7 protein-coding genes and 6 pseudogenes are annotated in these 12,100 nt (G+C 61.6%); 6 read left to right on the plus strand and 7 right to left on the minus strand.

Annotated elements, in window-relative coordinates; genetic code table 11:
• Positions 1-51: 51 nt before the first annotated feature.
• The 6 genes and pseudogenes from JJC00_RS08050 to JJC00_RS08075 all read left to right on the plus strand — a co-directional run.
• Complete coding sequence (locus JJC00_RS08050; protein WP_200472107.1) at positions 52-1,254, plus strand: acyl-CoA dehydrogenase family protein; 1,203 nt, start codon at positions 52-54, stop codon at positions 1,252-1,254.
• A gap of 24 nt (positions 1,255-1,278) precedes the next feature.
• Positions 1,279-2,442, plus strand: a complete 1,164-nt coding sequence (locus JJC00_RS08055; protein WP_200472108.1) for an acyl-CoA dehydrogenase family protein — start codon at positions 1,279-1,281, stop codon at positions 2,440-2,442.
• 276 nt (positions 2,443-2,718) lie between these two features.
• Positions 2,719-3,333, plus strand: a pseudogene (locus JJC00_RS08060) (electron transfer flavoprotein subunit beta/FixA family protein); the annotation flags it as partial.
• A 591-nt stretch (positions 3,334-3,924) separates the two neighbouring features.
• A complete protein-coding gene (locus tag JJC00_RS08065) occupies positions 3,925-4,530 on the plus strand; it encodes a hypothetical protein (RefSeq protein WP_200472109.1) in 606 nt (201 codons plus the stop codon).
• Positions 4,531-4,547: 17 nt separating this feature from the next.
• A complete protein-coding gene (locus JJC00_RS08070; RefSeq protein WP_200472110.1) occupies positions 4,548-5,732 on the plus strand; it encodes a M24 family metallopeptidase in 1,185 nt (394 codons plus the stop codon).
• A gap of 93 nt (positions 5,733-5,825) precedes the next feature.
• Positions 5,826-6,433: pseudogene (locus tag JJC00_RS08075) on the plus strand (transposase); the annotation flags it as partial.
• 400 nt (positions 6,434-6,833) lie between these two features.
• Here the strand turns inward: JJC00_RS08075 and JJC00_RS08080 are convergent.
• The 7 genes and pseudogenes from JJC00_RS08080 to JJC00_RS08110 form a co-directional block, all read right to left on the minus strand.
• Positions 6,834-7,436, minus strand: coding sequence for a plasmid pRiA4b ORF-3 family protein (locus JJC00_RS08080; protein WP_200472111.1), 603 nt, complete (start codon positions 7,434-7,436; stop codon positions 6,834-6,836).
• Positions 7,433-7,618 (minus strand): annotated as a pseudogene (locus tag JJC00_RS08085) (transposase domain-containing protein); the annotation flags it as partial. The gene JJC00_RS08080 and the pseudogene JJC00_RS08085, both read right to left, overlap by 4 nt.
• A gap of 143 nt (positions 7,619-7,761) precedes the next feature.
• Positions 7,762-8,724, minus strand: a complete 963-nt coding sequence (locus tag JJC00_RS08090; protein ID WP_200472112.1) for an electron transfer flavoprotein subunit alpha/FixB family protein — start codon at positions 8,722-8,724, stop codon at positions 7,762-7,764.
• Positions 8,724-8,870: pseudogene (locus JJC00_RS08095) on the minus strand (electron transfer flavoprotein subunit beta/FixA family protein); the annotation flags it as partial. The gene JJC00_RS08090 and the pseudogene JJC00_RS08095, both read right to left, overlap by 1 nt.
• Positions 8,862-9,457, minus strand: a pseudogene (locus JJC00_RS08100) (IS5 family transposase); the annotation flags it as partial. The pseudogenes JJC00_RS08095 and JJC00_RS08100, both read right to left, overlap by 9 nt.
• A gap of 421 nt (positions 9,458-9,878) precedes the next feature.
• Positions 9,879-11,068, minus strand: a pseudogene (locus tag JJC00_RS08105) (IS91 family transposase).
• Positions 11,069-11,078: 10 nt separating this feature from the next.
• On the minus strand, positions 11,079-11,972 hold the full coding sequence (locus JJC00_RS08110) for a tyrosine-type recombinase/integrase (protein ID WP_349643535.1): 894 nt from the start codon (positions 11,970-11,972) through the stop codon (positions 11,079-11,081).
• Positions 11,973-12,100: the final 128 nt, after the last annotated feature.

Raw genomic sequence — 12,100 nt, forward strand, 5'->3', positions numbered from 1 at the left:
GTAGGCAGATCTTGCAGGCGTGCCCGAAATGTTTGCCCGAAGAGAGCAACGATGGATCTGAGCTTTACCGAAGACGAACTTGCCTTCAGAGACGAAGTCAGGGCGTTTTTTGGGTCCGAAGTGCCCGCCGAGGTTCGCGAGAAGCTCATCGCAGGCAGGCATCCCAGCAAGGACGAAGCGCTGTGCTGGGCTCAGAATCTTGCAAGGAAGGGCTGGAGCGTGCCGCAGTGGCCAGTCGAATATGGCGGCACAGGCTGGAGTCCGGTAAAGCAGTATATCTTCGCCGTGGAAATGGGCCAAGCGCCGGCGCCGGAATTAGCCGGCAGTGGTTACGACTTGGTCGGCCCCATCATCTACACCTTCGGCACCGAGGCGCAGAAGAAGCGATTTCTCCCACGCATAGCCTACTTTGATGACTGGTGGGCCCAGGGTTTCTCGGAACCCGGTGCAGGCTCGGACTTGGCCGCGCTGAAGATGCGTGCTGTGCGTGATGGTGACCACTACATCGTGAGCGGGCAGAAGACCTGGACGACGCACGCACAATATGCTGACTGGATTTTCTGCCTTGTGCGGACAGATCCCACCGCGCCAAAAAGGCAGCAGGGCATCTCCTTTATGCTGATCGATCTGAAATCGCCTGGTGTGACGGTGCGCCGGATCAAGCTGATCGACGGCTGTTACGAGGTCAATGAAGTCTTCTTTGACGATGTGCGCGTTCCAGTCGAGAACTTGGTGGGCGAAGAGAACCGCGGCTGGGAGTACGCCAAGTTCCTCCTGGGCAACGAGCGCGGCAATGCGGCGTGGATTGGAATCTCGATGTCTCGCATTCAGCGCATCAAGGAGCTTGCTGCGCGGACGCGGGTTGGAGGCGAGCGGCTGATCGACCAGGCGGATTTCCGCAAGAGGGTGGCTAGCATCGAGGTCCAGCTGAAGGCGCTGGAGATGACGCAGCTTCGGGTTGTTTCCAACAGATCGAAACGGCAGAAGGGAACGGCCGACCCGGCGGGCTCGATTCTGAAAATCAAGGGCTCGGAAATCCAGCAGGCGATTGCGGAGCTTCTGCTGGACGTGGTCGGCCCCTACGCGTTGCCGTATCAGTCGGACGAGGAGATCGAGCGCAAGGAGCCGCCGATCGGGCCCGATTGGGCCGCACCAATTGCGCCGGCTTATTTCAACGTGCGCAAAGTGCCGATCTACGGAGGCTCTGATGAGATCCAGAAGAACATCATCGCCAAGGTGATCCTAGGCCTGTGAGGCCCATTCAGGAGAGTTTCAGCAGTGGACTTTGATTATTCCGAGGAGCAGCAACTCCTCAAGGATAGCGTTGAGCGAGTGATGCTCGACAACTACAGCTTCAACGATCGCTGTAAGTATCAGGCTGAAAAGGTCGGCTATAGCGAGGCGATGTGGGCGCGCTATGCTGAACTCGGGCTTCTGGCATTGCCGTTTTCCGAGGCGCATGGCGGCTTGGGCGGTGGCGCGATTGAGACAATGATCGTCATGGAGGCCTTCGGCAAGGCGCTGATCCTCGAACCCTATTTCGCGACCGTGGTGCTCGCCGGCGGCATCCTACGGCAAGGAGCGAGCGAAACGCAAAAGGCCGAGATGATCCCGGCAATTGCGGAAGGCCGCATGAAGCTCGCCTTTGCTTATGCCGAACCACAGTCGCGCTACGATCTCTTCGACGTTCAAACGCAGGCGAAGAAGGACGGAGATGAGTGGGTTCTGAACGGCATCAAGGGTCTCGTCCTCCACGGCGAGGCGGCCGATAGGATCATCGTATCGGCGCGGACGGCCGGAGATACGCGGGAGAAGGATGGGATCGGCCTATTCCTGGTCAACAGTAGTGCGCCCGGTGTTGCCCGCCGCGGCTATCCAACACAGGACGGTCTGCGCGCGGCCGAGTTCACACTCGACAATGTGCGCGTCCAGGCAGCCGATGTCATCGGCGATCCGGCGGGTGCCTTCCCGGTCATCACGCGGGTTGCAGACGAGGCGGTCGCAGCGCTGTGCGCCGAAGCGGTCGGCTGCTTCGCGGTAATGCAAGCCACCACCCTTGAGTATCTGAAGACGCGCAAGCAGTTTGGCACGACGATAGGCTCATTCCAGGTGCTGCAGCACCGGGCGGTCGACATGTTGATCGAACTGGAGCAGTCGCGCTCCATGGCGATGTACGCTACGATGATGGTGAGCGAAGACGGCGCGGCCGAGCGCGAACGGGCGATCTCGGCGGCGAAGGCCCAGATCGGCCAGTCGGCCAAGCTGATCGGACAGCAGTCGATCCAGCTGCATGGCGGCATCGGCATGACGATGGAGTACAGCGTCGGCCACTATTTCAAGCGCGCGACCATGCTGGACAAGTTGCTCGGCGATGCAGACCACCACATGCAGCGGCTCGCCGCGCTCGGAGGACTCATCGGCCAAGAAGCAAGTCCAACTTGAAAGTGAAGAGCGTAAAAGTGAAGTGGTCAAGCGCGGCCTTCGCCCCGCAAAGCTATCCTGCCTGCGATCAAGGCAATTTAGCGCGCCGAGAACGCCAACGTGGCGCTCCTCCGGCTCAAGGGAGCGAGGCCGAATGAGGCAAGCGTTCTCCCGCGATCGGATCGGCCTGGCGCCGAAGCCGGCACTATGTCAGTGCCATTCTTCGCCTTCGCGCCGAGCATCCGCAATAAGATGGACAACCGATTTGTTCACGCAATTTCAAGCGAAAGAGGATCGATGAAGGTCTTAGTGCCGGTAAAGCGGGTGGTCGATTACAACGTCAAGGTTCGCGTCAAGGGCGATGGATCGGGCGTTGAACTCGCCAACGTCAAGATGTCGATGAACCCGTTCGACGAAATGGCGGTCGAGGAAGCGCTGCGCCTGAAGGAAGCCGGCAAGGCGACCGAAGTCGTGGTGGTCTCCATCGGACCGGCGCAGGCGTCGGAGACGATCCGCACCGGTCTCGCCATGGGCGCCGACCGCGGCATCCTGGTGAAGGCCGAGGGCACCGTCGAGCCACTCGCTGTCGCCAAGATCCTGAAGAAGGTCGCCGAAGAAGAGCAGCCCGGCCTGATCATTCTCGGCAAGCAGGCGATCGACGACGACAGCAATCAGACCGGCCAGATGCTCGCCGCGCTGCTCGGCTAGTCGCAGGCGACCTTCGCCTCGAAGCTCGAGGTCGATGGCTCTGACTTCAAGGTCACTCGCGAAGTCGACGGCGGCCTCCAAACCGTAAAGCTGAAGGGACCGGCGATCGTCACCACCGATCTCCGTCTCAACGAGCCGCGCTATGCGTCGCTGCCCAACATCATGAAGGCCAAGAAGAAGCCGATCACGGACAAGAACGTCGCCAGAAAGCCCCACTTTCGAAGGACGTTGACCCTCGATCGAACCGACCACTCCCATTAGACTTTCTTCAGGCGACGAATAAAGACGCGTGCGCATTTCGCGGTCCCGATCGCTGAAGTCGTTCTGACGGTTCGGCAGGTTTCCGGCTCTGAACCGAATGAAAAGCTCTCGCTTCTTCAGCGATGGTACCTGGCAAGACGATGAGATGGGACCCAAGCCTAGGCCAACGTCGCACAGGCCGAAGACAAGCGGCCGATGCAGCCGGCCGGGGCCTCCGCCGCTGATCTGGCCCGGCGCTTCTTGTCGTGGAGCGTTATCGCGCGTACCCAGTTCGTAGATTTGCCGCCGGACCTGCTCTGCGTCGAAATAGCCGGACGCTAGCGTGTCACGGAAGCCGCGCCGAAGCGCTAATGGCCCTCACCCTCGCGCAAGCTTTTCCGGATCTAACGCCAGGCACGATCGACGAGGCTTCGCAGTGCAGAATTCTGGACGAGCGCCACCATTTTTTGCAGGATTCGCGCGCTCGCTCTCCTGCATACTTTTTGCCATGGCTGCTGGGCTGAACCCGTTTGCCCGTCAAGCTGGGGACTGAAGATGCTTGAGCAAGCCGGAATCAAAAGCGAAACACGGACGCCGCATGGGCCCCTCATCGACCCTGCCAACTGGCGTGGCCCGGACATCACGCGCCGTAACAATTGGGTTTACCGGCTTGAAGATGCCGATGTAACTGCACTCGAGGCTGCGTTGCTGCACGTCGAGCGGGCAGGCGCGTCCCTCGTCTCACTGACGAGGGACGCGTTCCCTCTGGGTCATTTCGCCGACAAGCTGAAGGCGATCAAGCGCCAGCTGAACGAAGGCCGCGGTTTCGTCATTATTCGGGGATTACCGGTCGGCAGGTACACTCGCCGCCAGGCGGAGATGATCCATTGGGGAATTGGCCTGCATCTAGGTGAGCCCGTGGTGACGAACAGCAATTGCCCGATCCTTACGTATTACGCGCATGTTGTGGGCGAAGATCGGCAAGCGTCAAATGGCGCGTCTATCAATGTAACGGCGCAGATAGGCCAGCCAGAAACGGGATCGCAGAATCCGCAACTCTACAAAGAATCACTTTTTATCCGAATAGAGCGGACTGCTAGAAGATGGTCGTGTGGAGGTTGCTCTTTGTGCACCGCCACGCTATCGCGGCCACCTCTTTAACCAAAGGACACATTCCCATGAAAAAGGAACTGCTTTTCGAACGCGCGGAGTTTGTGGAGCGCCTCGCTAAGGTCAAGATGGAGATGGCGAAGCGAGCTCTCGACATCCTCCTGCTATCCGAGCCTGCCAATCAGAACTACCTGACCGGCTACGACGCGTATTCCTTCTACGCACCGCAAATGGTGATGGTGTCGCTAAAGCAGGATGAGCCGGTCTGGATGGGGCGGTTCATGGACGCCGTGTCGGCGAGGATGACCACCTATCTGTCCGACGACAACATCAGGCCATACCCAGACGTGTATGTCGGTTCGGCCACTTTGTCCGCGTACGACTTCATGGCTCAGGTCGTGAGGGAGTATGGCGGCGAGAAGGCGAAAATCGGCGTGGAGATGGGCGGGTTCTACTATTCCGCTCGCGCCCACGCAGACATTGTCAAGGCCCTGCCGCAGGCACAGGTCGTCGACGCGGACCTGCTGGTGAACTGGATCCGGCTTGTAATGAGCCCGGCCGAGATCGCGGTGATGCGGGAAGCCGGGCGCATCGCCGATGCGACGATCCAGCGCGCAATCGACATGATCGAGCCGGGTGTGCGCGAGTGCGACATCGCCGCAGCAATATACCACCAGCAGGTCTCGGGCACGCCCGATCTCGGCGGCACCTATGCGAGCGCGCCCCCGAATCTTTGCGTCGGTCCGCGCGCCGTCGCGCCCCATGCCGCCTGGACCGAGGAACCGCTGCCTGAATCGACGACCGTTAACATCGAGATGTTCGGGGTGCGGCATCGCTATCAGATCAACCTCGCCCGCACAGTGTCGGTCGGCAAGCCCGCTCCCGCCTACCAGAAGCTTTCGGAGATCGTTGTCGAGGGCTTGAACGCGGGCCTGGAAAGTGTTCGTCCGGGTCGCATCTGTGAAGAAGTGCAGGCCGCGTTCGCACAGGCGCTCGCCAGGCATGGCTACGAAAAGGAGGCGAGAGTGGGCTATCCGCTCGGCATCGGATTCCCTCCATCGATGCAGATGCGCACGGCCAGTCTGCGCAAGGGAGACAAGACGGTGCTGCAGGCCGGCATGTGCTTCCATCTGATGTCCGGTCTCTGGCTCGATGATGTGGGCATCACGATTACGCAACCTTTTGCAGTCACCGAGAACGGGCACGAGCCACTAACGCTGATCTCGCGCAAGCTGTACGTCAAGTTGGGCTGATCGAGAGGTTGATCTAGCAGCCCGTTGAAAAGTGCGCTCGCCGACGACCGGTGACGGTGATTCATTGGCTCCGACAAGATTCGGAGATGGTGGGTGCGCGGCGGGGACAATCGAACGAGCGAGCTGTTCAGCTACGTTGACCTGGAGGCGAGGGTGCGGCGCGATCATCCGCTGCGAGCGATCCGGACGATCGTGAACGAGGTGCTGTTGTCGCTGGAGCGCGAGTTTGCCACGCTCTACTCGTCGATTGGGCGCCCGTCGATCCTGCCGGAGAAGCTGCTGCGGCCGATACTGATGCAGGCGTTCTATTCGATCCGCTCGGAGCGGCTTCCGATGGAGCGGCTGGAATACGACCTGCTGTTCCGCGGGCGCAATGCGGAAGCGAACTTCCATGGCCAGAAACGCTCGAACGACACCCATACTTCGACCACCGATCCGGACGCCAGACTCTACCGCAAGGGGAAGGCAAGAAGACGAAGCTCTGCTTCATTGGGCACGCGCCGATGGGAAACCGCCACGGACTGCTGATCGACGCCTGCCTGACGCAGGCCGACGGGCATGACGAACGGGTGGCCGCGCTGCAGATGATCGAGCCTCGCGCTGACGGGTCGACAGCGATCATGCTTGGCGCGGACAAAGCCTACGATGCGGAAGACTTCGTCAACGACCTGCGCTCGATGAACGTGACGCCGCATGTTGCATAGAACACCGACGGTGAAGTTGCCTCCGGTGCGGCTGAAGGGCTTCCTCGACTTCCGCCATGGCGCGCGAACAGTTCGCCCTGCGCAGAGTTCTCATGGGAAGACACGAGAACGATCCGTCCTGCGGTCGCGGATGGGCTATGATCGGCACTGCAGGTAGGCTCGTCGGCCACTTCTAGATCCACAGCGGCGACGACTCAGGCTTCGTATGCGCACGCTCCTGAGTTCTTCAACAGCCCGATTGGGCCATTCGCAGATCAGCGCGCCATCGGAACCCGCCGCGTCATATCAATTCGTAGATTTCCGGGGCGCCATGAGGCCGGGACCCTAGTTGAGCTTGCTTGTCGGTGACCTCAAAAGTAAGCGTAGCTCTGAGGCCCATTTGATTGGCGCTTGACGTCTATTTTGAGCGCGTGGTGCGCCGGCGCGGCTTCCATATGTCGGACAACGCATTGACAGCGGCCTCGATCGCCTTCCGGTCGACAACGTTGGGATCAAACTGCTCCGGACCCCAGAGGCGCATTTGTTCGTGCTCCGGATGGGTGGGGTCGCTGATGGCGTCGAGGTATTCGGCATAGCCTGGCGCACCGCCGACATCTTCCGGAAGACAACGGCCGGCGGCCTCGAGCAAGAACGGAAGTCCCTCCGTTGTCGTGTTGTCGAACCACTTTTCAAGCTTGATCACGTGATCCCAGCTGTCGCCGAAGTCGTAGAGATAATGGATCGTCTTCGCGCCGGTCTCCTGAACGATATTAGAGAGCCGCGTCTTGCGGGCATCGATGGGCTGAGGGTCAAAATCTCCATGGGGATCAGGGATACCCCAACGTCCTTCGCCGGCCAGGAACTCGAAGAGATGGCTGTTCGTCCAGCCAAACGCCGCCTGAAGCGTCAGATGCAGCCGATCAAGGCGCAGCGTGAGCGGCACGACAAGGCATCGCATTACCTCCGGTTTCACGTCCTTGAGGGTCACCTTGATCCGGACCGCGGTCGTGTTCAGGCTCATGCCGCCAGCCTCGGATCGTGTGCATGCATCGTGTAGATCGACGCCCAAGGGAGCAGTTCGTCCAGTCGCGCCGCAGGCCAACCATTGACGAGCTTCGCGAGAACATCAGCGAGCCAGTGCTCGGCACTGACGCCATTGAGCTTACAGGTCTCGATCAACGAAGCCAGAACTGCCCAATTCTCGACGACGCCCTAGCTGTGTTTTGATGCAGGCAACGGGACACGGCGATGTCGGATCTAGAGACCGAATATGACGTGGCGCTCGCTACGGCGCAGGGAGTTTTTGCCGCATTTCGTGCGGAAGATCCGGTGCATTGTGATTGCCATCATTGATAGCCGGCGCCTTGTCGCCCAAGCTTGCCAAGCTCCACGGTCAGCTCAGGAACCGCCTGGTAGAGATCGGCGACCAGGCCGTAGTCGGCGACCTGGAAGATCGGCGCGTCCTCGTCCTTGTTGATCGCAACGATCACCTTGGAGTCCTTCATGCCGGCCAAATGCTGGATCGCACCGGAAATGCCGATCGCGACATAGAGCTCGGGCGCCACCACCTTGCCGGTCTGGCCGACCTGCCAGTCGTTCGGCGCATAGCCGGCGTCGACCGCGGCGCGTGAGGCACCGACACCAGCGCCAAGCTTGTCGGCGAGCGGCTCGATGTATTTGGCGAAGTTCTCGCGGCTCTGCATGGCGCGGCCGCCGGAGACGATGATCTTCGCCGAGGTCAGCTCGGGGCGGTCGCTCTTGGCGACTTCCTCGCCGACAAAGGACGACAGGCCCGGATCGGCCGCCGCCGCGACGTTCTCGACGGTGGCGCTGCCGCCTTCACCCGCCGCGGCAAAGGTCGAGGTACGCACCGTGATGACCTTTTTGGCGTCCTTCGACTTCACCGTCTGGATGGCGTTGCCGGCATAGATCGGACGCTCATAGGTGTCGGGGGCAACCACCTTGGTGATCTCCGAGACCTGCATGACATCGAGCAGAGCGGCGACGCGCGGCATCACGTTCTTGAAGCGCGAGGTCGCCGGCGCGACGATCGCATCATAGGATGGGGCCAGCGAAACGATCAGCGCCGCCAGCGGCTCGGCGAGATCGTGCGCATAGAGCGCGCCGTCGGCGAGCAGCACCTTCTTGACACCGGCGAGCTTGGCGGCGGCATCGGCCGCGGCCTTGGCATTCTCCCCAGCCACCAGCACATCGACATCGGCGCCGAGTGCGGCAGCCGCGGTCAGGGCCTTGTTGGTCGAATCCTTCAGCGACGCATTGTCGTGTTCGGCAATCAGCAACGTCGTCATCAGAGCACCCCGGCTTCGTTCTTGAGCTTCGACACCAGCCCGGCGACGTCCTTGACCTTGACGCCGGCCTTGCGGCCCGCCGGCTCAGCCGTCTTCAGAAGTTCGAGGTGCGCGGTGACGTTGACGCCGTAGTCGGCGGCGCGCTTGAACTGCTTGGCATGGGCATAACGCTGATGCTGGATCAGGGCGAACTTGCCCAGGCGCGCATAGGACTGGCGCAAAGACACCCCGTCAGCTTCGCTAACCGCACCAATTTCTCGCGCGCCCGGTTCAGAAGCCTTGCATCGGTGGGGAACGTCACGTTCTTGGGCTGAACGGTGGTGTCAACAATCACCTGGGATAGGTCGGACGGCTTGATCGCCCTGGTCATGGCGGCCACCGACAGGCTCTCCTGGATCAGCGCCTGCAACCGCTCTTCGCCCATGCGGTTGCGCCAGCGCGTCAGCGACGAGCGATCGAACACCAGCCGGTGCTGGAAGAACTCCTCGCCGCAGAAGAACTGGTAATAGGGGTTCTCGACCCAGCGCTCGCAAAGCACCTCGTCGGACAGGTCACAAGTGTGCTTGAGAATGGCCAGCCCCGCCATCAAGCGCGTCGGCAGCGGCGGACGGCCGGGGTCATCGGTGTAGACCGCTCCGAACTTCGCCTCCAGAAATCCCCAATCGATCGTCCGCGCCAGCTTCACCAGCGCGTGTTCCGTGTCGATGATCTGGTCAAACCGTGAACGAAACAGATCCTAATCGCCGCTCTCCCGACGCTCCCGTAGCCGCATCGAATCCTCCGCTCGTCACCGCCAGCAGCAGGGAATCACAGCGCGAGATTCGAGGGAATCTGGAGGTTTCTGTGAGGTCGCAAGACGATGACCGTGCGGCAGTTGTGGTCGGCGACCTCATAGAAACCGGATTGAGCTGAACCGCGGGCCACGGTTGGCGGCAGTTATGGGGATTGATCGCGTGCCGCAGGGCTTTCAAGGCGTGGCGTTGGCTGACCAGGATGCTGGTTACGGCCGCAGCGGCCGCCCCCACGATCAACGGCGCATGTCCCGGCTTTGCCATCAGCCCAAAAATCGACGGCCGGTAGAGGTATAAGCATGGCTCGGCAATCGCGGCGGCGGACCAACCGCAGCATGTTTGGGCCGCTCGAGCGCGGTGTCGTCATGAGCTGTCGAACCTTCGGTGATGCCGGCGCGGGCCCGGCAGGATCTCGACGATACTCATCGCGCCGCCGCAACAGGGGCAGGAGGGCGTCTTTGGTTCTGCCGTATTGACATGTGGCGGCTCATCCTCGGCGGTGGGCGCTGGCGTCGCCCCTGGCCTTGCGTCGAGAATTTTGAGGATCAGCGCCACCTTGACGCGGCGGTGGCCGTTGGCGAGAAAGCCATAATGCCGGATGCGTTGGAACCCGTCGGGCAAGACGTGCAGGAGGAAACGGCGGATGAACTCGGCGGCGTCGAGCGTCATGCACTTGGGTGCGGCGCCGTGCACGTAATCTTTCCAGGTGAAGGTGACGCGGGTCCCGTAGCAAGCGACGAGACGGCGGTTGGAAATAGCGACACGGTGCGTGTAGCGGCTCAGGTAGGCGAGCACCTGCTCGGGACCGGCGAACGGGCGTTTGGCGTACACGACCCATTCGATCCGGCGCAGAGGAGCGAGTAGCTTGGCGAGCACATTGGCGTCGGAGAGCCCGGCCAGATCACCCGAGAAACGCAGCTTGCCCGATTTATGCGCGACCATGAGCTTCGTCAGGAACAAACGGCGGAACAGGCGCGACAGCACGCGTTCGGGCAGGAAGTAGCCTGGCCTGCAAGAGATCCAACGCGCCGCGCCGGACGAAAGGCACCGCCCGGCACGATGCAGTGGAGGCGCGGATGGTGCGTGAGCGTCTGACCCCAGGTGTGCAAGACCATCGTCACACCGATCTCGGCGCCGAGGTGCTTCTTGTCGGCGGCGATCGTGCGCAACGTCTCGGCCGCCGCCTCGAACAGGATGGCGTAGACGACCGCCTTGTTCTGATAGGCGATCGGCCGAAGCGGCGCTGGCAGCGTGAACACGATGTGGAAATACTCAACCGGCAGCAGATCGGCCTGCCGTGCTTCGAGCCATTTATGCGCGGCGCCGGCCTGGCACTTCGGGCAGTGCCGATTGCGGCAGCTGTTGTAGGCGATCTGGCTGTGACCGCAGTCGCCACAGCGCTCGACGTGCCCGCCAAGCGCCGCCGTCCGGCACGCGCGAACCGCTCCCATGACCTTGAGCTGGCCCCGGCTCAGATGCCCGGCATTGATCTCGCGATAGGCGTCGCCGTGGCGGCGGAGAATATCCGCCACCTCTAACGCAGGCCGTGACATGAGATGCGTCTTACGACGGCGGCACGACCATCAAGCTTAGGCGATCGAGCGGGCTCTCGGTCGCCGCAATCGTGGTCGTCGCCACGCGCGTATAGCGCGCCGTCGTCGACAGGTTATTGTGGCCAAGCAATGCCTGGATGATGCGAATATCGGTACCCTGTTCCAAAAGATGCGTCGCAAAGCTGTGCCGCAGCGTATGAACGCTGACCTTCTTGTCGATGCCAGCGGCCGCGTACGCCGATCGGCAGGCGGCGTGCAGAACCGTGACGTTGATGGCCGTGTCCGGATCGCGACCGGGGAATAGAAACCGTTGCGGCCGTGTGAGCTTCCAATAGGCGCGCAGGATGCCGAGCAGCTGCGCCGACAGCATGACATAGCGGTCCTTGCCGCCCTTGCCGTGCTCGATGCGAATGACCATGCGGCCGCTGTCGATGTTGCGCACCTCGACGCCGGTGACTTCTGAGACGCGCATCCCCGTCGCATAGGCCGTTGTCAGCGCGATACGGCACTTCAGGCTCGAGACGGCTTCGAGAAAGCGTACGACCTCGTCCTGGCTCAGGACTTCAGGCAAAGTGCGCGGCTTGCGGGCATAGGGAATGCGCTCAGGCACCTCGTCCTGGCCAAGCGTCACGCCATAGAGAAACCGCAGCGCGCACACGATCTGATTCAGCGTCGCCCAGGCAATGCCCTTGCCCGCAAGATGCACTTGATAAGCGCGGACATCTTCGAGGCCGAGTTGGTCCGGCGACCTGCCGAAATACCGGCTGTAAGCTTCGACTGCGTGGAGGTAGGATCGTTGCGTGGTTGGCGATAGATTGCGGATCGTCATGTCATCGATCATGCGCCGCCGCAGCGGGCTGATCGGCTTGACAACGGTCGACCGGTTCGTGGTACGCACATTCATGGGAAGCTCCTCGTCTCAGGGTTCGTGTCTTCGACAACACGATCCTACGAGACAGGACGCTTCCCGCACGGCTGGGCATTTGGCAAGAAAACCGCCTCCCAAGCACCGGTTGCTGGCAAATCCAATCC

It is taken from the genome of Bradyrhizobium diazoefficiens, from assembly GCF_016616885.1.
Taxonomy (GTDB): Bacteria; Pseudomonadota; Alphaproteobacteria; order Rhizobiales; family Xanthobacteraceae; genus Bradyrhizobium; species Bradyrhizobium diazoefficiens_F.